Origin of the sequence: Bacillus cereus group sp. BfR-BA-01430 (assembly GCF_022663115.1) — a bacterium.
GTDB lineage: Bacteria > Bacillota > Bacilli > Bacillales > Bacillaceae_G > Bacillus_A > Bacillus_A cereus_BD.
The window spans coordinates 87454-109690 of the sequence record NZ_JAKUEW010000003.1 but is presented as its reverse complement, the minus strand read 5'-3'; the positions used below and the strand labels follow the sequence as shown (position 1 = coordinate 109690).

Below are 22237 nucleotides of genomic sequence, written 5' to 3'. Positions count from 1 at the left end.
AAAAAACCTCTCAGCTAAGGAGAGGTTTTTTTACAACCAGCTCCTTATCTGTCAGCGTAACGCTGCGAGAATTAGCACCGTGTCTACATTTGTAGATCGGTTGCCGGGCTTCGTCGGGCTCGTCCCTCCACCAGCTCTTGATAAGAAGTATTTGGAAATATTTTAATTTTTTTTGATATCTGAATTTTGACAGAGATAACTTAAGTTGTCAATGGTTTTTTGAAAATTTTTAATTTACCAATTCGGTGAATAGCTTCTTGCAATCGTTCTTCACTATGTAAGAGACCAATTCTTACATAGCCTTCACCATGTTTTCCAAAACCAATGCCCGGAGCAACTGCAACGTGCGCTTGATTTAATAATAGATCGGCAAATTGTTCAGAATGATAACCATTTGGAACTGGTAACCAAGCAAAGAAGGACCCTTTTGGAGCCTTAACATTCCAGCCGATGGAATGACATGCCGAAATAAGAGCATTCCTCCTAGATTCATAGCGGTTCACTAATTCGGTTACACAAGTTTGCGAACTTAATAATGCTTCGCAAGCAGCTTCCTGAATAGCGCCGAAAAGACTAACATACATATGATCTTGCAGTAGATTAATCGTTTCGATGACACTTTCATTCCCAACTGCAAACGCGATGCGCCAACCAGCCATATTAAATGTTTTTGATAATGTATAAATTTCAATGCCTGTATTTTTAGCACCGTTAGCCTGTAGAAAACTGATCGGTTTTTTTGCATCAAAACCGATAGCGCCATAAGCAAAATCATGCACAACTAAAATGTTATGTTCATTTGCAAAACGGACTGTTTCTTCAAAAAATTCTTTTGAAGCGATCGCACCAGTTGGATTGTTTGGATAATTTAAAAACATTAATTTTGCCTGCTTGACAGTATCTTCGCTTATTTTCATGTAATCCGGTAAAAAATGATTCTCTGCTAATAGTGGCATTGTTTCAAGCTTTGCCTTCGCTAAAGCAATACCAGATAAATAGTCAGGATATCCAGGATCAGGAACAAGAATTGTTTCACCAGGATTTGTAAAACAAAGTGGCAATTCTACTAATCCCGCTTTTCCACCAAATAAAATCGCAACTTCTGTTTTTGGATTTATTTTTACCCCGTATTCACGTTCATAAAATATTGCAATAGCCTCTTTTAAGCTGTTATGTCCACGAAATGGTGGATATTTATGATGAAGCCCCTTTTCTGCTGCATGTTGTAAAGATTTTACGATATGCGGCGGTGTTGGTTGATCGGGATTCCCTTGCCCTAAGTTGATGACATCATGTCCAGCTTCTATTACTTTATTGACTTTTGCGACAAGTGAAGCGAAAAATTGTGTTGGAAGTGATGTCATAAGCTTGGAAGGTTGAAAATCTTTCATACTTTCCACCTCTTTTGAAAGTTGTTACAATTCTAGTGACAAATGATATAATCTTTCCAAGATTTTGTAAAGAGAAAAATAAAGAATGGGGCTGAAAAAATGAAAGTCGCATGTATTCAAATGGATATTGTTTTTGGTGATGTAACTTTAAATGTAGAGCACGCAGAGAAAAAAATAGAAGAGGCAATGAAAGAGAAACCAGATGTAATTGTATTGCCTGAACTTTGGACAACAGGATATGATTTGAAGCGACTTCCTGAAATTTCGGATAAGGACGGAAAACAAACAAAAGAAGTGCTTTCAAAATGGGCAAAAGAATTTAGCGTGAACATTGTCGGCGGTTCTGTTGCAAAGCAGACAGAGAAAGGTGTTACAAATACGATGTATATTATAAATCGCCAAGGAAACGTACAACATGAATATAGCAAAGTGCACTTGTTTCAATTAATGAACGAACATAAGTATTTAATAGCAGGACATGAAACAGGAGAATTTACTTTAGATGAAGTTCAGTGCGGAGGGGTTATTTGCTATGATATTCGTTTTCCAGAATGGATACGCGTACATACTGCTAAAGGAGCAAAAATCGTATTTGTAGTAGCAGAATGGCCGCTTGTTCGCATTGAGCATTGGCGTTTATTACTGCAAGCGAGAGCAATTGAAAATCAATGTTATGTCGTAGCGTGTAATCGAGTAGGAAAAGATTCAAATAACGTGTTTGGCGGTCACTCGCTTATTATTGACCCATGGGGGAAAATTGTCGCGGAGGCACAAGAAGGAGAAATCATTCTTTATGGACATATAGAGCTAGAAAAGATAGAAGAGGTCCGAAAAGGAATTCCCGTCTTTATGGATCGCCGTTTGGAATTGTATAAATAAAAAGATTGACAAATGATTTTTATTCTTGTTATAGTCTTCATCAGAAAGTTAAAAATTCGAATAAGTCGTACAACTCTTATCAAGAGCAGGTGGAGGGATTTGGCCCTATGAAACCCAGCAACCGACCGTAATACCATTGTGAAATGGGGCGCTTATGCGCCAAAAAGGCACGGTGCTAATTCCAGCAGAAAATGAATTTTCTGGCAGATAAGAGGGGAGAAGATACACTTCAAACCTCTTTCTTCATGGAAAGAGGTTTTTCTTATGTTGAGGAAACCTCTGAATTAAAAAGGAGGATGAGACAGTGGGATATTATACATTAACGGAAGAAACAGCAGTACAATATGTCAAAGAGCAGGGATATTTTGAAAAAGAAGCAACAATCGTTTGCCGAGAAATAGGGGATGGGAACTTAAATTATGTATTCCATCTTCATGATGGGGAGCAAGGAATCATTGTAAAGCAAGCACTTCCATATGCAAAAGTAGTTGGTGAAAGTTGGCCGCTTTCGCTTAATAGGGCAACCATTGAAAGTTCGGCATTACAAATTTTTGCTAAGTATGTGCCAGAATTTGTTCCAAAAGTATACGGACATGACAAAGAATTGGCTGTAATAGTGATGGAAGATTTATCATCTTTGACAATTGCACGTAAAGGGTTCATCGAAGGAGAAGAGTATCCATTATTGTCTGAGCATGTAGGTCGTTTTTTAGGGAAAGTGCTATTTTATACTTCGGATTTTGGACTGAATGCCGAAGAAAAAAGAGTGTTAGATGGAAAATTTATAAACCCTGATCTTTGTAAAATTACAGAAGATCTCGTTTTTACAGATCCGTTTGGAAATTACGAGACAAACGACTATGAGACGGAACTTCGGTCTGTTATAGAAGAGCTTTGGTGTGATAAAAATTTAAAACTGCAAGTTGCGCAATATAAATATAAATTTTTAACGAGAAAGGAAGCTTTAATTCACGGGGATTTACATACAGGAAGCATTTTTGCTTCTTCACAAGAAACGAAAATCATTGATCCTGAGTTTGCAACTTTCGGCCCGCTTGGATTCGATTTAGGACAGTTTATAGCAAATTTATTATTAAATGCCTTATCAAGAGAAGAGAAACGAGAAATTATATTTTTTCATATTAAAAAAACATGGGGCTATTTCGTAGATACATTTACAAAACTTTGGATATTGGAAGGCGTTGAAACGTATACGAAGGAAAAGCAATGGCTTCCGATTGTTCTGCAACATATTTTTCGTGATGCGGTTGGATTTGCTGGTTGTGAAGTTATACGTAGAACGGTAGGCTTGGCACATGTAGTAGATTTAGATGGAATTGTTGACAAGGATAGAAGAATACAAGTAAAAAAACAAGCTCTATATTTGGGTAGAAGTCTATTATTACATCAACCAAAGGGTGCAGATATTCAAGTATTCAAAACGTTATTTCAACATATTGTTTCTGAAGGAGGAATAAGAGTGTGAATACAACCGTTGCAGTTCCAAGAGCGATAAGTTGGAAAGGTGATTCTATTGCTATTTTGAATCAAACGAAGTTACCGCATGTTACGGAATATAAAACATTAACAAGTATTGAAGATGTTTGGAAAAGTATTGTTATGCTAGAGGTGAGAGGTGCGCCAGCGCTTGGTATTATAGCTGCTTTTGGATTAGCTTTAGCTGCTCAAAAATATGAAGCTATAAATATAGTGGAATTCAAAGCAAATTTCAATCGAGACTGTAATTATTTAGGGACTTCGCGCCCGACAGCGGTTAATTTATTTTGGGCTATCGACCGTATGAGAGCTGCGATTGAAGAAGTATCCACGATAAAGACAGCACGAAAAATATTAGAAGAGGAAGCGCTACAAATTCAACAAGAAGATGAACAAGTGTGCCGGAGTATTGGAGAACATGCGTTAACATGTTTCCGAGACGGCGACCGTATTTTAACAATTTGTAATGCAGGTAGTATTGCGACTGCTCGTTATGGCACGGCATTAGCACCATTTTATATCGGAAAAGAAAAAGGAATTCATTTACATGCTTATGCTTGTGAAACAAGACCTGTTTTACAAGGGGCACGCTTGACCGCATGGGAGTTGAAAGAAGCTGGTATTGATGTAACGCTTATTACAGATAATATGGCTGCCCATACAATTCAAACAAAGAACATCTCTGCTATTATTGTAGGAGCGGATCGAATTGTGGCAAATGGAGATACTGCAAATAAAGTAGGGACTTTAAATTTAGCTATATTAGCAAAACATTATCAAGTTCCTTTTTATGTTGCTGCTCCTTTGTCTACATTTGATATGAAAAAGAAAACAGGGAATGAAATCATAATCGAAGAGCGGGATGAGACAGAAGTAACAAAGATAAACGGACAACAAATTGCCCCGGCTGGAATTCATATATATAATCCAGCATTTGATATAACACCTCATGAATTCATTTCAGGAATCATTACCGAGAAAGGGATTTTACAGGGAGATTATACAAAAGAAATTGCTTCTTTATTTGAAAAGTAACCTTGTGCAAGGGAGTTTGTTATTTCTATGCCCCTATTTCTTGTACATACTTATGTATATAAGAGAAAGGGGGAAAAAAGGTGGAAGAATGGATATCGATGATTGGCAACGTAGGGTTTCCGATTGTTGTGACATTATATTTACTACACCGCATTGAAAATAAGTTGGATGGTGTCATTGTCGCAATCGAGAAACTCCCGCAGCAAATGAAAGGATATGAAGCACCTTACGAACCGAAATAAGAAAGAGCCCGCCTAAAAAAAATCTTTTAGGGCGGGCTCTTTTCAGAAAAATTATTGGGCTGTATAGCCTCCATCAATCACAACGGCTTGTCCAGTTATTCCTTTTGCTTGTTCACTGGCTAAAAATAAAGCATAGTTAGCAATCTCTTGTACTTCCAGTAATCGTTTTTGCGGCACAAGAGGATAAATAACATCTTCTAATACGCGTTCAAGTGGTACATTTCTCGTATGAGCTAAGTCTTGGAGTTGATTGCGAACAAGAGGAGTATCAACGTATCCTGGACAAAGAGCATTTGCTGTAATTCCATGCGTTGCCCCTTCTAACGCAGCTACTTTTGTTAATCCAATTACACCGTGTTTGGCACTATTATAAGCAGCTTTTCCAGCAAATCCAACGAGTCCATTAACCGAGGCAATATTAATAATGCGTCCATATTGTTGTTTTTTCATAATAGGAAAGGTATGTTTTATTGCGATAAACGGTGCAATCTGCATAATTTTAATAAGAAGCTCGAACGTATCAGTTGGAAATTCATCAATGGGGGAAACATGTTGCATACCAGCGTTATTGATTAGGACATGTAACGAACCAAATTCTGCTACTGTTTTAGCAATGGCTTCCTCGATTTCTTGCTCAGATGTCACGTCACATTTTAATCCAATTGCTGTATGGCCCATCTTTTGTAACTGTTCAGCCGCACTTTTAGCGCGCTCTTCAAGGCGATCGCTCACGACAACTTTTGCTCCTTCTTTTGCAAAGGCAGCAGCCATTTCATACCCAATACCACTCGCAGCACCTGTTAGAAAAATAACTTGGTTTGTAATCATGATGAAATACACTCCTTTATATGAGATAAGATTTGTCTTACTTGCATTATTTAGAGAGTATAGAATGAAAATCCTGCAAACATTTGGAGAAAAACAGTTAGCTATATTGTTTTACAAAATAGTCTTTGCTATACTATTTTGTAAAGCAAGATACTTATGCGTATCTATCTTGTTATACAAGATAGAGGGAGGATTTGAATGATGTCGACAAGTCAAATGCTAAAGGGAATTTTAGAAGGGTGTCTCCTTGCTATCATTTCTGAGGGAGAGATATACGGATATGAAATGAGTGAAAAGCTAGCGAAGTATGGTTTCACCATGGCGAGTGAAGGCAGTATTTATCCGCTATTAATCCGAATGAAAAAAGAAGGTTTCATTACAAGTACAATGAAAGAATCGCCATCTGGTCCAAAGCGAAAATATTATACATTAACAGAAAAAGGGGAAGATGCACTCGATGAATTTATGGAGCGCTGGGAAGCGATGCGTAGTAGCGTGGAGCGTTTATTACAAGGAAAGGGGAGAAGATGATGATACAGGTTTCTAAAGAAGGAGAAAAGTTTTTAACAGATACAAAGGTATATTTATTGACAAAAGGAATTAAAGAAGAAGAGATCAACACATTTTTAGAAGATGCTGAACTTCATTTAATAGAGGGAGAAAAGGAAGGGAAGACTGTTAAGGATATATTTGGAGATTCACCAAAAGAGTATGCGGATGAATTGGCGAAAGAAATGGAACGAGATACAAAAGAAAATAGGAAGCTATTAATCGCACTTATAATAGGTGTATTTGCGTACTGGTCGATTCCAGATCTTTTATTTCATAGTGTGAACGAGCCAGTATCTATAACACTTCTTAGTTTCATTGGTTATCCAATTGTATTGACTATTAGTATTCCTTTGGGAATTATTGCCTTTCGTAAGTCTGCATTTCTTAAAAGTAAATTAAAAGAATTTTCGATATTATTTATAGGTATCACACTTTTACCGATAGGTTTGATTGTTTTTATTATGCTACTTAACAAATGGTATGAGCCACCGCTTTTTTATTTATCCTCGTTGCAAAGTTATATATTAGGAGGATTACTCCTATTCATATTGGCGATTATTAATATGCGTTTAGCAAGTTGGATGGGATTGCTTCAAGTGGTTGTGTTGTTTACCGTTATGTTTATATTTCAATGTACAGCGGTGAAAGATACGAATTTGAGTGCTTTAGAACCAATCTTTTTATATGGTAGTTTAATTGTATTAATGAAAATAGATTTAAAAAGGATAGGAAAAGAAATAAACGCATAAATGAAGGAGAGAGGAGGTTGTCAATTGCTCTTGTTTGTATCATATCTATTTGTTTTCTCCTATTAGCTAGTTTAGGACTATATACTACTTTTGGTGAACTACCCGCCACTTAAATTGAAGTAGGGGCTTCTCAGTTCCACGACGAAAGCAACCTTTCGTCTCCCTGAGCGTTACTTCGGGTTATTCCACCCCTAGATGTCCAACGCTTGGACGTTCTTTTTTACGGTTGATATTTTACGCAGGAACCGAACGGCTTGGTTTTCGCACTTTGTTTTCTTCCTGCAACCTTATATATCAAGTTATCAAAGAACTTCATGTTTCTAGTTTATCAAAAATCTTTTGGCTATGCCAAACCGAAATTCATCTCCCACCTACTGTTGGGTTATCGCCCTGCACACGCTTGAGGAAGGAGAATTCTTCCGGATAAAGCGTTAAAAAAATAGATGAAGAGTATTTTGGAAATTTGCTTGAAGATACATCAGGATATTTTTTTTTGGTTTGGCTGAATAGGGAAAGGGCTGCTTTGGATGTGTAAGCGAATATTCCCGAATCGATATTATCGGATTGTATTTCGTTTCATTACATGTGCCTTTAGTTGTTTATTTCTTTTCTGTGCTACATGTATATGGTTTTTAGATTGGAACGGTTTATTTTAAATAGTAACGTTCTCGAGTTACTGTTTTTCTTTATGCAATAAAACGCTTTGTAAAGCTAACTGTTTTTGTTCTTTTGTTAAGAGAGAATCGAGGGGAACCTTATCTGGTCGCGGAACAATTTTATGCATAAGGTTACTTGCTGAAGGGTGATGTTCAGATCCAATGGGAGAATGAGGATCAGCATGGGTAAGTTTTCCATGAATGCGTCTTGTAAATAAAATATGTCCGATTTCATGAGCGAGTGTATAAATGTTCCGCATAGGTGCAGCTGAATTTGTCAAAATAATATAACCGGTAAGATGATTTTGTTTTGCTAAAGAATAAGCACAAGCAATGACCGATTGTTCTTGAAAGTAGTTGCTTCCAATATAGCAAATATAAATATCACAATTTGGAACTTGTGAAGTGCATGTATGAAAAAAGGATGAAACTTTTGGTTGTTCTTGAATAGAGGCAATATAGCTAATTTCATAATCATCAAAGCGGAAGGAATCGTCTAATGTAAGGACATCTTGAATGCGAAACGATATAGGATGCCAGATGAATTCGGCAACGGCTATATCTTTTGCGATACGATTATTTGTAATATTAGATCCTGGTGTAATGCAGATGCATATGTTTATATACGGGGACATGGGAAAACACCTCAAAAGAAAACAAAGTAGTGCTATACAGTATGACAGAAAGCCAGCATGTGTATAGATGGAATCACTATAAGAAGTAATTTTATCCTGCAGTAGCCTGGTTGGTGAGGCCTCATAATCAGTGAGGGATGAAGCTCCCAGCGATTAAAGCTTCCCTTTATCCCACTCTTGTCGTATTTATACAGCAACTGAAAAAATACTGTCAATCTATTTAGATTTTAAGTGAGTTAGGGAAAATATTTATGAAATGGGTACATGCAAAGATTCGCTTTTTTGTGTACTAGTTGCACTATGTCAATAGAAATTACGATTATTATAGAGAGATTTTTGTAAAGTTGTTTATTAACAGCTGTTTTTTACAGATAAATAAGTGTAATTAGAATTCAGGAAATATTCATAGTTAAATGAAGTGAGTGGCATTTCTTTTTGATATAGTAAAAAAAAGGGGGGAAATATATGTATACATTAAAAATTGTTTCAGACCGAGAAGCTGTCTATCAGTTTGCAAGTTATGTGAAAGTTGTTCAAGGGGTAGAGAACGTATATGTAGAGGTAGGGGAGCCTTTATATGAACATCCACTTATGAAATTTTATGTACATTTTGCAATTCAAGAAGCATATGAAAATGAAAAGGCACTGAAAGAAATTGCAAGATTAGTAGAATTAGGACGGTTTACATATGTTCATTACCGAAATGAAGAAATTGAACAGGCATTTGAAGCAGTAAAATATGAAAGTTTTCAAAAATAATGAAAAGAAAGGGAAGCGGATGCTTCCCTTTTTGATGGATCAATTTTTGAGAAGATAAATTGTCATACTTACAGTATTCTTTGTTTAAAATAGGAAAAAATAATACGAGGTTTGTTATGATAAGAAAGGAGAGTTTTTATAATGGGGTATATTGAAGAGTTACGGAAGTCAGTTGGTACGAGGCCGTTAATTCTTGTCGGATCAGCCGTCATTATTTTAAATGAAAAGCAAGAAGTATTCCTGCAATATCGTTCTGATACATATGATTGGGGAGTGCCAGGGGGCGCAATGGAACTTGGAGAAACGACAGAAGAAACGGCTCGGCGAGAACTATTTGAAAAGACTGGATTAGAAGCAAAGATATTACAATTTCTTGGTGTTCTGTCTGGAAAGGATCTTTATTATCGCTATCCAAGCGGGGATGAGATTTATCATGTTATTCATCTGTATCAAGCTCATCATGTTAGTACAAAAATAGAATTAGATAAAGAAGGATCGAGTATTGCATACTTCTCTATTCAGAAATTGCCCAATTTAAATAAGATAACGGAAAAAATATTACAAAAGTTTTTCTATGCACTAACAGAATAGAAGTTTAATATTTTGTTTATTTTAATTATATTAAATATTTTGTTTTTTTGTAGGTGATTATAGTATAATTCATATAGATAGGCATCTTATGTTATTCCATCTAAAAATTGATTAGGATCCATAAGAGAGGGGTAAGTATAAGATGCAGAATGTTGTGATTACAGCAGCAGTTCGTTCACCAATCGGAACTTTCGGAGGAGCGCTAAAAAATGTAACACCAGTAGAATTAGCGGTTCCTGTGCTTCAAGAAGCTGTAAAACGAAGCGGAGTAGAGTCTCATGAAGTGGACGAAGTCATTTTAGGGCACTGCATTCAACGAACGGATGAGGCAAATACAGCGCGAACAGCTGCATTAGCAGCAGGATTTCCAGAAACAGTTACAGGTTATACGATTCAGCGTCAATGTTCTTCAGGCATGCAAGCGATTATGTCTGCAGCAATGCAAATTCAGTTAGGTATTAGTGATGTGGTCGTTGCAGGCGGAGTAGAGGCGATGAGCTCTAGCCCCTATGCGTTAAAACAGCACCGCTGGGGACAGCGTCTTCAGCACGGCGAAATTCGTGATACGGTGTGGGAAGTTTTAGAAGATCCTCTTCATCATATGATGATGGGTGAAACGGCAGAAAATTTAGTTGAACAATATAATATTACAAGAGAAGAACAAGATGAAATTGCGCTTCGTAGTCATCAGCTAGCCCTTCAAGCTATTGAATCTGGTTATTTTGATAACCAAATTGTGCCACTCACAATAAAAGAACGAAGAAAAGAAGTTGTGTTTTCGAAAGATGAACATCCGCGTGCTGACATTACAGCGGAAAAGTTGGCCAATTTAAAACCGGCATTTCGTAAAGACGGTTCTGTAACGGCTGGAAATGCATCAGGTATTAATGATGGTAGTGCTGCTTTAGTACTAATGAGTGAAGAGAAAGCGAAGGAAAAAGGTTTGCAACCATTAGCGAAGGTTGTAGGGTATTCAGTAGCCGGAGTAGATCCTAAAATTATGGGAATTGGCCCAGCGCCAGCAATTCGTAAAGGATTAGAAAAAGTGAATTGGTCGTTGGAAGATGCCGACTTACTGGAAATTAATGAAGCTTTTGCGGCTCAATATTTGGCGGTCGAAAAGGAACTCGGTTTAAATCGTGAAAAAGTAAATGTGAATGGTAGTGGCGTGGGTCTTGGTCATCCAATTGGATGCACAGGAGCACGCATTACGGTAAGCTTAATTCATGAATTAAAAAGACGGGGTCTTGAAAAGGGAATTGCTTCCCTTTGTGTTGGCGGCGGTATTGGAGTAGCATTATTTATAGAAGCATTATAAAAAAGAAGCGGCAGTGACCGCTTCTTTTTTATGATTGAAATAAATGATGGAATAATCGCTCGCGATTTTCGAACAAGAGTTTTGTTATTTGATAGTGCTCGGTTTCTTCTTAATGTTACATTTGGATGAAAATGAAGCGATGGTAATGTCTAAATAGCAAGTAAGCAATAAGGATAAACCGTGAATTTATGCATTTGCTCTTTTTATAAAGAGATGCTTTTTAGAAAAGGGCCATGTTTATTCAATATATAAACCTCAATTCATCGAAGATTTTGTTTCTAGTATAGAAGCGAATACGAGGGTAAGACAGCTTGCAAGGAAAAGAATACATTGTAAAACTCCAAATCCTAATCCTTCCCATCCATATGTATGTCTCTTTAAAAGGAAAATTAACACTGTAGAAAAAAGACCAACTAGTGCGGGAATATATTTTATTATTTTTAAATGCTTCCAAAAGAAAAAACAGAGATATGTACTTATGAAAAGCGGTATGAGAATCAGAAAAAAGACGAGTGTTATAGACAAAAATATTCCTCCTTCCTCTTTATTCCTGATGATAAAAAGTCTATCATTGAATGTGTAGATATGCCAATGTGAAAATAAGTATTGCATAGAAATGAAGGAAGTCGTTATGATAAAGTGAAACTTTAATCAGTGGGAGGGCTTCATCCCTTATTGATTATGAAACCTTGCCAATCGGGCTGTTACTGCCCTGAAATGGCGGGATAAAGTGTGCGTGTTATACATATAAATTCATGCGTTGGTTATGAAAAAAGGAGATGTTCTCTTATTTTGTTTCATGCCGCATGGCGCTAAAGTAGACTTCTATTTTCATATTTTACAAATAGAGAGTATAATAGTATCCAGGTTTACAAGTGTTGTTTACGGGATTTTCACTGTTTCCGTTCTATATAAAATGAAAGCAGTATTTTGTTAAATGAATGAAAGTGTTAGGAGTAATAGAATTATGAAAGTATGGAAAAGTATTTGTATTTTATGTAGTTGTCTCTTGATATTAAGTGGTTGTTTTCAAAAGGAAGAAAAGAAAGAACCGAAGAAGAAGAAGGTAGAAGCAATTCCAGTGACGGCTGAATATGGTGGGAGAGAATTGAAAAAAGTTGGACAAGCTGTAAAAGAAAAAGGATGGGGAACATTTAAATTACAAAAATTGAAACACGTAAATCAAACATTCGAAGTAGCCCCAGTGAAAATTCATGTACAAGATGTGAAAGTTATTGAGCTATCACAAATGAGTAAAGAGGCAAAGGACACATTGAAAGTTTATACAGCTTTAAGCCCAGAGGAAGTGCAGCGCAGACTTGGAGATAAAGTGAGTCAAGAAGATGCTGAATTATATGCTTCTTTAAGTGGTCAAGAAATTAAGGACACGATACGTTATGTTGAAATTTCATATAAAGTAGAAAACAGTGGAGATAAAGCCATGCAGTTTTCCGCTATAAATGATGTTATGATTAATGAAACACAGCAATTCAATGTAACAAAGCAGAATTTCTTATATGAAGAGAATACAATCGCTGGCACAGAAAGTGTATCAAGAGAGGAGTATAACCCAGGTGAAACGAGGGATGGTATGATTGGGCTGATACTTGAAGATGGAAAAACAGATGTTACAAACATTTCATTTACAACAGATGTTCTCGCAAGTAAGGATACGCATGAAACGATTTCAGAACCAAGAACGTTCAACATTGCGCTATCTAAATGAAATATCATGAATATAAAAAACAATCAGCTTTCTGTTTCGGCTGATTGTTTTTCTATTTCTTTTACGTACGTATCTACTTTTTGAAACTGTTTTTTAATTTTAAAAGCATCTTTTTGTTCTTGAAATTGTTTTTCATTATACGGTCCAAAGCGTTTATTTTGTTTGATATCAATAATCCAATAATACTCGTTTTGTTTATTCGTTAATGTTGCCTCAGGATTATGTGGATCTGATGTTTCCTCAATTTGTTTTGCGGTAATATATCTATCATCCCAAGCAATTTCTGTTATGTTTGCGGGGATATATTGTGTCGCATATACAGCATCTTGTGTTGGGAAAAGTTCAAATGCATTCCCGGAAGTATTAATAAGTTCATATTCCTCATTAATAGTATAAGTTGGATGATTTCCGCTTCCTGTACAACCTGTGAGTAATATAGTGACAAATAGAATGATCCATCGTCTCAATATGAGTACCTCCTTACAATGCTGTTGTAACACATTGTACAAGAAATGAGAAAGAAACGCTAGTTTACAATGTTTTTTAGAAATGATACGATGAAACGAGTAAAGAAGGATACGAAGGAGTCGACATAAGATGAAGTTAAAGATGCATCGCCCAGCGGTGGTAATGAATCGCATTGGTGCTTCCATAATTGATATGTTTCTAATCTCTGTTTTATACGGGGTGATTGTAGCTATCATAACTGGAAACTACAGTGCGATTTTTAATCGTTTTAATGTTAGCTTGGGTGATTATCGATATGATCTTACACTTGTTTTTCTATTAATGGCTATTTATTTTATTTTTCTTCCCTTTATTTGGAATGGTTGTACCATTGGGAAAAAAATGACTAGAATAAAACTTATATCATTAACAAAGGAAACGTTAACGATACAAATGCTAATGGTACGTTTTTTTGTATTGTTAGTACCGAACATAGTATTTCTTGGAATCCCAGCAATATGTAATGTATATATGATGCTATTTCGTCAAGATAATTGTGGATTCCATGATTTAGTTACAAAGACGAAAGTAATGAGTCTCGTTTAAGAGAGAATAAAGAATGGAAGACGAGTATAGGGTGAATATAAGGAAGTACTTTTCTATATGATTCTCTCTATAGAGATGAAGGATGTATGAGCGTTAGCTTTTCTAACATTCGTACATCCTTATTTTTTAATCAAATTACATTTATCTCGCTATTTTAGAGCGCCCGATTAGTAAGAGTTCATCATTCGTCAGGATGAAGAAAATCTCCACTGATTAACGTTTCCCTTTATACATATTTCGTTAGTGTCTTATATGAGTCAGAAAAAGAAAACTAGATTAAAGTTGCTGTCGAGGGAATGGCTGTTCCTTCTTGCAGATTTATCTAGGAAAGGAGTATACTGAAGGACGGTAGGACTTTTAGAAGGGGTAATGACAATGAAACTTGCAGGAAAGGTCATCGTTGTAACTGGCGGTGGGATTGGTATTGGACGCAGTACAGCTCTTTTATTGGCAGCAAAAGGTGCTAAAGTGATTGTAACAGATATTGATAGAGAAAGCGGACAAGCGACAGCAGAAGAGATTGTAAATTTAGGTGGAGAAGCACGATTTGTATCTCATAATATGGACAGACAGAGGGATTGGCAACATGTTATTGATGTCGCCATTGCTGCTTATCATCGCATTGATATGTTGTTTCATAATGCTGTGTTATATAAAATTGACGCTATTTTCTCTGATCAACAAGGAAACGATTCCAATGTACTTTGTATGAATGACGTTTCAATCGAAATAAAACAATTGACGTCATCATTTATGAAACAGCAAGAAGAAGTGATGCTAACGGATTTGCCTATCTTCGGTGTTATTAGTGCAAAGAAGCAATCATTTCATACAGTTGAAACCCTAGTATAATAGTGGAAAACCGCCCTCGATTTGTGCGTGGACGGTTTTTTGTATATATTAGCAAATATCTTCTCTGAAAAAATAAACAAAGATCTTGTACGTAAGCACAAAGCCTTTTAGGTAGACCATTTTAAAATGGAAAATCCATATGGTGGAAGTGTAACTTGTAATGAATTTGTTTCTGCTGCAAATTCTTCATTTGTATATAAATTAATGATTTTTTTACTAGAAATATGAAACGGCATAGGAGCCGAAATTTCATGAGTTGTTGGATTTAAAACAAAGAAAATCGTTTCTTCTCTATATGTCTTCGTATAAGAGATATAACCTTGCTTATCATTTGCCTCAATAAATTGAAAGGTCCCATGACCACCAAATGCTTTATATTGTTTTCGTAATGAAATTAATGTTTGTACATGTTCAAATAAGGCTTTATCTTGCTTGTCTTCTTCCCAAATCATGCATTTTCGGCAGCCGGGATCCATGCCGCCATCTAGCCCAATTTCATCACCATAATAAATGCATGGTGAGCCGATAAACGAAAGATGGAATACGTAAAGAAGTTTTACCTTACCTTTGTTACCGCCACATATTGTTAAAATTCTAGGTGTATCATGGCTACCTAATAAGTGAAAAGCTACCTCATTTACATTCATGGGATAGGAATGAAGAAAAACTGTAATTTGCTCCATAAATGTACTCGGTGCTATTGTTTCATATGCAAAATAAGAAAGAAGAGCATTTGTAACTGGATAACTCATGACGGCATCAAATTGATCGCCCTGCAGCCATGGTAGTGCATCGTGCCAAATTTCACCTACAATGTAGACTTCGGGATTAATCGATTTGATTTCGCTACGAAATTCTCGCCAAAATGCATGGTCAATTTCATTTGCTACATCAAGACGCCAACCGTCAATGTTACATTCTTTTACCCAATAGCGTCCTACTTCCAGTAAATATTCTTTAACTTCAGGATGAGCGGTATTGAATTTTGGCATTTGCGGTGTAAATGCGAATGTACCATAGTTCGGACGTGGCTCGGTTACAATCGGGAATTCATGGATATGAAACCAGTCTTTATATAGAGAACACGCACCCTTCTTTATAACATCTTGAAATTTATCGAAAAAGTATCCGCTATGATTAAAAACGGCATCAAGCATGACTTTAATTCCTCGGTTATGACACTCGTTTATTAACCTTTTAAAAATTTCTTTCGTACCAAATTGCGAATCAATTTCCATATAATCAATTGTGTCATATTTATGATTGGAATGTGCTGTAAAGATCGGAGTAAAGTATATACCAGAAATACCGAGTTTCACGAGATAATCAAGATGTTCAATGACGCCAGTAAAATCTCCACCGAAGAAGTTTGTTGGTGTTGGATCTGTACTCCCCCACGGAAGAGTATGCTCAGGATTCCGTGTAATATCTCCGTTTGCAAAACGTTCTGGGAAAATTTGATACCATACTGTATCCTTCACCCATGATGGTGCTGTAAAGACATCCTTTTCATGAATAAAAGGGAAGCAAAAGAAATTCCCAACGTCATGATCTGGAATTTCAGAGAAGAAGCCTCGCTCTGTATAGATAAGTGTTTCATCGTTATTGTGTAGTTTGAATCCATATCGCAAACGTTTAAATTTTGGTGTGACTGAAACGAACCAATAATCAAATAAAGCGCAAGATCCAGTCTTTCTCATAGGAGTTTGAGTTGTAATCCACTTTTTATCTTTCCGTTCATAAGGATCGCCATGAACAAGTAGGGCTTCATTTACATCATCCTTTTTTGTGCGGAGCTGAATATGAAGTGTACGTTTATTGTAAGCGTATGCATAATGGTCTTTCGGTCGATGATATATTGCTTCTTGCAACATAGAGAAAAATCCCCTTTCATTTTTTATAAAACAGCAATATATTACAAACGATTGTTTTTTATGTATAACGTTGTTTATAGGAGTAGAATTTATATTTTCATTCGTATTTATTTTTTGTATATGTTTTATGAATTATTTTGTACAGTGGCTAATCAATATTAGCTTTATTTCAGTTGGAAAATAGATTGTATGACAGAGTTATTGTTTACAAAGATAACTTTAAATATGATTTAGTTAGCTATAAGTGACAATTATTCGTCATTAGCTTATATGAAATGGTAGCGAAAAATAGTATATTATAGTATAGGAAAATAAGCCTATATCCTTTACAATACATGAAGTGGGAGAATATTCGTTTACATTGATATAATTTATTAAAACGCGAAAGAAATGGGACTTTCTTTTTTCTATAACCCACAAATTTGCAAAATCAAAATAGATGAAGAATAAGAAGAGAGGAGGAGATTGTATGACAGTTACGATTAAAGATGTAGCGAAACAAGCGAATGTTGCGCCATCAACGGTGTCTCGTGTGATTGCTGATAATCCAAGTATAAGTGAAAAGACGAAGCGGCGAGTTCGTAAAGTTATGAGCGAGCTCGGATATCATCCGAATTTAAATGCAAGAAGCCTTGCCAATCAAACGACGAAAACGATCGGTCTTGTTATGCCAAGTTCTGCAAATAAAGCATTTCAAAACCCGTTTTTTCCAGAAGTTATTCGTGGGATTAGTTCGTTTGCTCATGTTGAAGGGTATGCTTTATATATGTCAACAGGTGAGACGGAAGAAGAGATTTTTAATGGAGTCATCAAAATGGTGCAAGGACGTCAAATAGGAGGCATTATCCTACTATATTCACGTGAAAATGACCGGATTATTCAATATTTAAATGAACAAAACTTCCCGTTTGTTTTAATCGGAAAACCGTATGAGAAAAAAGACAAAATTACATATGTTGATAATGATAACTATACAGCTGCAAGAGAAGTTGCAGAATATTTTATTTCTTTAGGACATAAACGAATTGCATTTATTGGTGGTGGCTCCGATTTACTCGTAACAAAAGATCGCTTAGCTGGGATGAGTGATGCTTTAAAGTTAGCGGATATTCAGTTACCGAGTGAATATATATTCCATTTAGATTTCTCAAGGGAAAGTGGTCAGCAAGCTGTAGAAGAATTAATGGGATTAGAAGAACCACCAACAGCAATTATGGCTACAGACGATCTAATTGGCCTCGGTGTATTAAGTGCCCTTACAGCAAAAGGGATTTCTGTACCGAAAGATGTTTCGTTAGTGAGCTTTAACAATGCGTTGTTATCCGAGATTGCGAGTCCACCTTTGACAACAGTAGATGTCAACATTTATCAATTAGGTTATGAAGCTGCAAAAGCATTAGTCGATAAAGTGGAGCATTCAGAATCAAGTTCAAAATGTATTGTGATTCCACATAAATTATTGAAACGTCAGACTTGTGAGTATTATGAAAAAAGCTAAGAGTGTTCATGAAATGCACCCCAACTGTAGACCGCGTCTAACAGTTGGAGGTGCATTTCATTATCTCTTCGCTGTTTGTTTTAAGAAATTTTCTAAACGATCGCAGCCTTCTTTTAATGTTTCCATACTATACGCGTAGGAAAGACGGATATATCCTTCACCGTAATCTGAAAATGCTGTTCCAGGAACAACAGCAACTCCAGCTTTTTTCACAAGGTCAATAGCAAAGTCAAATGATGAAGAAGTGAGATGGCCAACATACGGGAAGAAATAAAAGGCGCCCGTTGGTTTTTCGACAGAGAGCCCCATTTGTATGAGTCGATTGTAGACATAATCACGACGTTTTTTATATTGATGGCGCATCATTTTCGGTGCATCTTTTGCTGCTGTTAATGCTTCAATTGCGGCATATTGAGCAATCGAAGTTGCGCAAGTTACATTATATTGATGAACTTTTAAAATATGTTCTGCTAAATATTGTGGGGCAAATAAAAGACCAATGCGCCATCCTGTCATCGAATGTGATTTAGATAAGCCGTTAATAACAATTGTTTTATTGCGCATTTCTGGAAACTGAGCGATAGATCGATGACTTTCTTCATAGACAAGTTCGCTGTAAATTTCATCAGATAAAACGAAAATATTTTTATCTTTTAATACATTTACAATATCCGTTAGTTCTTCTTTTGATAGTGTAACACCAGTCGGATTAGAAGGATAAGGTAAAACAATGCATCTTGTTCGATCTGTCATTGCATTTTGAATCGCTTTTGCTGTTAAACGAAATCCTGTTGGACGAACATCTACAAAAACAGGAGTTGCACCACAAAGTCTAATGATTGGTTCATAGCCAGGATAAATAGGCGCGGGTAAAATAACTTCTGTTCCAGGCTCTAAAATAGTACGGAATGCAATATCAATCGCTTCGCTAGCCCCGATTGTAATGATGGTTTCGTTTTCAGGTGTATAGTGTAAGTTATAATTTTCCTTTAGAAAATTACAAGCTACTTCGCGTAACTCTAGTAGACCAGCATTATGTGTATAACTTGTATAATTTTCTGTGATTGCTCTCTTAGCAGCTTCTTTTACTAAAGAAGGAGTTGGAAAATCAGGTTGCCCAATTGTTAAAGAGATAATATTGTCATAGTTTTGAATCATATTAGAGAATTGACGGATACCAGAAATTTTAATATCCTTCACTTTTGGATTAATAAATTGTTCCATGTTGACTCCCTTTCTTCGGCTTGAAAAATTATATTTATTTTATCATATTTTTAATTTTTTCGCTTTTCAGCGAAAAAAAAAAGTCGCTGAAAAGCGACTCTTTAATACCCGTATTCCCAATCTATTTCATCTTCATTCCAAAGTACGGAAGAAACTTTTCCAAGATGTATAACCGTTTCGTTTACAGCGCAAGTACAATTTTCGTCTCCAGTTTTGTTTTGTAACTCTTCATACACTGATTTTTCAACATTTTCGAGGACGACTAGATTCTCCTCTTTTAAAACAAGGGTAGTTCCTGCCATATTTATCTCCTCCTACTAAAATAATGATTACTTATTTATAAACATAGATAGTATGGATTATATGTTTGATGTTGTTATAGTTGTCCGTATATCTGGCTTGTTGTGCTTTAATTTTTAATCCGTATTCATTGTATACTGCATCATAGTAATTTGGTACATGGTTTACAATCATTTCGGAAAGTTGTAACATTTCTTATTGTTTGTTCACAAATGATTTACAAATATAAACGGAAAAATCTAAATTTTGAAACAAAGTAGACTTTAAAATGATATAATCAAATCAAAATACATATAGGAGATGAAAGGCTATGGAGCTAATCCGTGATTTAATGATCCAAGTTGCGATTATTATTTTGCCGCTATTTTTATATGAAGCAATCCGTCTTAATCATTATCAAAATATGCTTCCAAAGCCCAATTGTTATTTTATTACATTTTTGTCCAGTGTTACACTTGTGCTTTCGATGACATATCCAATTTGTTTTGGAGAGATTTGTAATTTTAATTTTCATGCGATTCCAATTATGAGTAGTTTCTTATATGGTGGAATGATTGGTTTGATTCCAACTATGATTTTTCTCATATATGAATGGTTTTTACATGGTTTCAATTGGTTTCGGATCATAGAGGTCATTGTGTTAGTCATTATCCCATTATTATTATCAAAAAAGTGGACAGTCTTTCCAAGAAATAAAAAGCTTATTTTATCATTTATTGTCGCGTCTTTATATGTGCTAATCTGTCTCGTAATAGAAATATTTGATGTGTTATTAGGAACTGGATTTATCTCTTCTACTTCACATGTATATAGCGGGTATATTGTTGCTTTATTTATTATGGTGATGACAATGGTATTTCAAGTATATTTAACAGAGTACTTAAATGAAAATGTATTACTGCGTGCAGAAATGCAAAAATCAGAAAAATTAAATATTGTTAGTGAGCTAGCAGCAAGTGTCGCACACGAAGTTAGAAATCCTCTTACTGTTGTGCGTGGTTTTATTCAATTGCTCGATAGTACAGAAGATGTGAAAAATAAAGAGTATATGCGTCTTGTATTAGCTGAATTAGACCGAGCAGAACAAATTATTTCTGATTATTTAAATTTAGCCAGGCCACAAATTGAACAAAAAGAACATATTTGTTTATCTGCACAATTAATTGAAATGACTACGTTAATGTCTTCATTTGCAGCAATGCAAGGTGTGTATTTACAGGTTGAAATCTCTGAAAATCTTTATACGATAGGTGATAAGACGAAATTGAAGCAAGCGATTATGAATGTTGTAAAGAATGGCATCGAAGCGATTCAAGAAAACAAAGGCTATTTAAAGGTTACTGCTATTCAGAAAGGTGACACCATTATTGTGCGAGTAAAAGATAGTGGAATTGGCATGACGAAAGAGCAACTAGCGAGACTTGGACAGCCTTATTACTCATTGAAAGAAAAAGGAACGGGCCTGGGGCTTATGGTAACATTTCGTATTTTACAAGCACATAACGGTACGCTGGAATATAATAGTGAAAGTGGGAAAGGGACAGAAGCGATTATTACATTACCAGCAGTTAAAAATAAGGAATAAAAGTTACCGTAAAAGGTAACTTTTTTTATATGAAAACTTGATTATTAGATAGTAAATTGTGACAAGGTGACACTCATAGATTTTTTTCTTGTTTTACACGAACAAATAGATTTTTAAAGGATTGAAATAAACTTTGTTCCTTTGATGCGGCAATCATGCGCTTTGTTTCTTGAATTTCACGAATGACTTGCATCAGTTGAGCATCACGATTATTGTCTTTATTATAAATTTGCTGGATCAGTTTATTCATTTTTTCTTCTTGTTTGGATTCACGCTTATACATATGATTCATTAATAAGTCCATTTTTTCTTTTTGTAAAGCATCGGTATGAGCTGCATGATCGACAAGCTCTTGTAGCATTTTTCCTTGTTTTCCTTCTTTTACATATACTTGTTGCATTAATTCATCAAGTTTTTCATCTTTCAAACGGTTTTGCGTAATGAGCGTAGAGTTTTGATGAATAATTGCTTCATTCAATTGAGCTAACATTTCAAGCTTTAACATGAATTCTTCAAAATTACGATTTTCATCTTTCTTTTGCATGTCTTGCTGCTCTTTTGTAACATTGATTTCCACGGGCGGATGATCTTTTTCCTTTAAAATAATCGGAATCGTTTCTGTAATATCTTCTTGTAAAGTAGCTGCTCGTTCATGAATTAATTTTAATAGCTTTACATCATCTAGTTTGTATATACGAGCATCGGCAGTTCTTGCAATGTTATAACCATACTCTTCTAAAAGTTGACTATATTTTCGAACTATATGTTTTGGGATTCCTGTTTTATTTGTGACATCTTTCGTTTTATAGATCGTCTCCATGATATTTCCTCCCCAAAAAGTATCGTATATATCAATTCCATATTTTATGTGGACTTCCTTTGAAAAAGAATGTCGTAAGTCTAGAAAAATTCTACATAATTAGCGAAAGTTTGAAGGGAAATGAATGTTTTTTGACGCAAATAAGAGAGAGAATGAAAATAATGTCTGAAAAC

At 35.5% G+C, this 22237-nt stretch carries 21 protein-coding genes, 3 pseudogenes and 2 riboswitches; of the genes and pseudogenes, 14 read left to right on the top strand and 10 right to left on the bottom strand.

Going from position 1 to position 22237, the window contains the following annotated elements; genetic code table 11:
* Positions 1-41 precede the first annotated feature (41 nt).
* Positions 42-147: riboswitch (SAM riboswitch) on the bottom strand.
* A 53-nt stretch (positions 148-200) separates the two neighbouring features.
* Positions 201-1391, bottom strand: coding sequence for a pyridoxal phosphate-dependent aminotransferase (locus MR058_RS08790; RefSeq protein ID WP_242143605.1), 1191 nt, complete (start codon positions 1389-1391; stop codon positions 201-203).
* A 14-nt stretch (positions 1392-1405) separates the two neighbouring features.
* Between MR058_RS08790 and MR058_RS08785 the strand changes: the two are divergent.
* The 4 genes and pseudogenes from MR058_RS08785 (at position 1406) to MR058_RS08770 (ending at position 5044) form a co-directional block, all read left to right on the top strand.
* Positions 1406-2270, top strand: a pseudogene (locus MR058_RS08785) (carbon-nitrogen family hydrolase).
* Between the two features lie 73 nt (positions 2271-2343).
* A riboswitch (SAM riboswitch) is annotated at positions 2344-2484 on the top strand.
* A gap of 90 nt (positions 2485-2574) precedes the next feature.
* Positions 2575-3756 carry an S-methyl-5-thioribose kinase gene (gene mtnK / locus MR058_RS08780; RefSeq protein WP_242143604.1) on the top strand — a complete coding sequence of 394 codons (1182 nt, stop codon included), beginning with the start codon at positions 2575-2577 and terminating at the stop codon, positions 3754-3756.
* Positions 3753-4802 carry an S-methyl-5-thioribose-1-phosphate isomerase gene (mtnA, locus tag MR058_RS08775; RefSeq protein ID WP_242143603.1) on the top strand — a complete coding sequence of 350 codons (1050 nt, stop codon included), beginning with the start codon at positions 3753-3755 and terminating at the stop codon, positions 4800-4802. The genes mtnK and mtnA overlap by 4 nt, the downstream gene beginning before the upstream one ends.
* 80 nt (positions 4803-4882) lie before the next feature.
* Positions 4883-5044 (top strand): YvrJ family protein, encoded by a 162-nt coding sequence (locus MR058_RS08770; protein ID WP_012095188.1) that lies wholly within the window; start codon positions 4883-4885, stop codon positions 5042-5044.
* Positions 5045-5095: 51 nt separating this feature from the next.
* Here the strand turns inward: MR058_RS08770 and MR058_RS08765 are convergent, their stop codons facing one another.
* The gene (locus MR058_RS08765; RefSeq protein WP_242143602.1) at positions 5096-5872 is read right to left on the bottom strand and encodes a 3-hydroxybutyrate dehydrogenase; all 777 of its coding nucleotides are present in this window, start codon (positions 5870-5872) and stop codon (positions 5096-5098) included.
* Positions 5873-6073: 201 nt separating this feature from the next.
* Here MR058_RS08765 and MR058_RS08760 point away from each other — a divergent pair, with 201 nt between their 5' ends.
* Together MR058_RS08760 and MR058_RS08755 are read left to right on the top strand one after the other, a co-directional pair.
* On the top strand, positions 6074-6403 hold the full coding sequence (locus MR058_RS08760) for a PadR family transcriptional regulator (RefSeq protein WP_242143601.1): 330 nt from the start codon (positions 6074-6076) through the stop codon (positions 6401-6403).
* 2 nt (positions 6404-6405) lie between these two features.
* Positions 6406-7173, top strand: coding sequence for a DUF1129 domain-containing protein (locus MR058_RS08755; RefSeq protein ID WP_242143788.1), 768 nt, complete (start codon positions 6406-6408; stop codon positions 7171-7173).
* Between the two features lie 673 nt (positions 7174-7846).
* Here the strand turns inward: MR058_RS08755 and MR058_RS08750 are convergent.
* Positions 7847-8464 carry an ImmA/IrrE family metallo-endopeptidase gene (locus tag MR058_RS08750; protein WP_242143600.1) on the bottom strand — a complete coding sequence of 206 codons (618 nt, stop codon included), beginning with the start codon at positions 8462-8464 and terminating at the stop codon, positions 7847-7849.
* Positions 8465-8929: 465 nt separating this feature from the next.
* Here MR058_RS08750 and MR058_RS08745 point away from each other — a divergent pair, with 465 nt between their 5' ends.
* The 3 genes from MR058_RS08745 (at position 8930) to MR058_RS08735 (ending at position 11132) form a co-directional block, all read left to right on the top strand.
* Positions 8930-9223: a DUF3928 family protein gene (locus MR058_RS08745; protein ID WP_242143599.1), complete on the top strand. Its 294-nt coding sequence runs from the start codon at positions 8930-8932 to the stop codon at positions 9221-9223.
* A gap of 141 nt (positions 9224-9364) precedes the next feature.
* Positions 9365-9814, top strand: coding sequence for an NUDIX hydrolase (locus tag MR058_RS08740; protein ID WP_242143598.1), 450 nt, complete (start codon positions 9365-9367; stop codon positions 9812-9814).
* 142 nt (positions 9815-9956) lie between these two features.
* A complete protein-coding gene (locus MR058_RS08735; protein WP_242143597.1) occupies positions 9957-11132 on the top strand; it encodes an acetyl-CoA C-acetyltransferase in 1176 nt (391 codons plus the stop codon).
* A gap of 28 nt (positions 11133-11160) precedes the next feature.
* Here MR058_RS08735 and MR058_RS23850 read toward each other — a convergent pair.
* Positions 11161-11241, bottom strand: a pseudogene (locus MR058_RS23850) (AAA family ATPase); the annotation flags it as partial.
* Positions 11242-11387: 146 nt separating this feature from the next.
* The gene (locus MR058_RS23465; RefSeq protein WP_313949166.1) at positions 11388-11657 is read right to left on the bottom strand and encodes a hypothetical protein; all 270 of its coding nucleotides are present in this window, start codon (positions 11655-11657) and stop codon (positions 11388-11390) included.
* Between the two features lie 439 nt (positions 11658-12096).
* Between MR058_RS23465 and MR058_RS08725 the strand changes: the two genes are divergently transcribed.
* On the top strand, positions 12097-12858 hold the full coding sequence (locus MR058_RS08725; RefSeq protein WP_242143787.1) for a hypothetical protein: 762 nt from the start codon (positions 12097-12099) through the stop codon (positions 12856-12858).
* 23 nt (positions 12859-12881) lie between these two features.
* Here MR058_RS08725 and MR058_RS08720 read toward each other — a convergent pair whose 3' ends face one another.
* Complete coding sequence (locus tag MR058_RS08720; protein ID WP_242143596.1) at positions 12882-13325, bottom strand: DUF3997 domain-containing protein; 444 nt, start codon at positions 13323-13325, stop codon at positions 12882-12884.
* A 130-nt stretch (positions 13326-13455) separates the two neighbouring features.
* Between MR058_RS08720 and MR058_RS08715 the strand changes: the two genes are divergently transcribed.
* Entirely contained in the window at positions 13456-13911 is a 456-nt protein-coding gene (locus MR058_RS08715) for an RDD family protein (RefSeq protein WP_242143595.1), read from the top strand.
* 345 nt (positions 13912-14256) lie between these two features.
* Positions 14257-14763 (top strand): annotated as a pseudogene (locus MR058_RS08710) (SDR family NAD(P)-dependent oxidoreductase); the annotation flags it as partial.
* A gap of 107 nt (positions 14764-14870) precedes the next feature.
* Here MR058_RS08710 and MR058_RS08705 read toward each other — a convergent pair.
* Positions 14871-16637, bottom strand: a complete 1767-nt coding sequence (locus MR058_RS08705) for an alpha-glycosidase (RefSeq protein WP_242143593.1) — start codon at positions 16635-16637, stop codon at positions 14871-14873.
* A 469-nt stretch (positions 16638-17106) separates the two neighbouring features.
* Between MR058_RS08705 and MR058_RS08700 the strand changes: the two genes are divergently transcribed.
* Positions 17107-18135 (top strand): LacI family DNA-binding transcriptional regulator, encoded by a 1029-nt coding sequence (locus MR058_RS08700; RefSeq protein WP_242143592.1) that lies wholly within the window; start codon positions 17107-17109, stop codon positions 18133-18135.
* Between the two features lie 60 nt (positions 18136-18195).
* Here the strand turns inward: MR058_RS08700 and MR058_RS08695 are convergent, their stop codons facing one another.
* Both MR058_RS08695 and MR058_RS08690 read right to left on the bottom strand, forming a co-directional pair.
* On the bottom strand, positions 18196-19359 hold the full coding sequence (locus MR058_RS08695; protein ID WP_242143591.1) for an aminotransferase A: 1164 nt from the start codon (positions 19357-19359) through the stop codon (positions 18196-18198).
* 101 nt (positions 19360-19460) lie between these two features.
* On the bottom strand, positions 19461-19661 hold the full coding sequence (locus MR058_RS08690; RefSeq protein WP_242143590.1) for a hypothetical protein: 201 nt from the start codon (positions 19659-19661) through the stop codon (positions 19461-19463).
* A 308-nt stretch (positions 19662-19969) separates the two neighbouring features.
* Here MR058_RS08690 and MR058_RS08685 point away from each other — a divergent pair, with 308 nt between their 5' ends.
* Positions 19970-21244 (top strand): sensor histidine kinase, encoded by a 1275-nt coding sequence (locus tag MR058_RS08685; RefSeq protein ID WP_242143589.1) that lies wholly within the window; start codon positions 19970-19972, stop codon positions 21242-21244.
* 73 nt (positions 21245-21317) lie between these two features.
* Here MR058_RS08685 and MR058_RS08680 read toward each other — a convergent pair whose 3' ends face one another.
* Positions 21318-22064, bottom strand: coding sequence for a DUF3967 domain-containing protein (locus MR058_RS08680; RefSeq protein ID WP_242143588.1), 747 nt, complete (start codon positions 22062-22064; stop codon positions 21318-21320).
* Positions 22065-22237 lie beyond the last annotated feature (173 nt).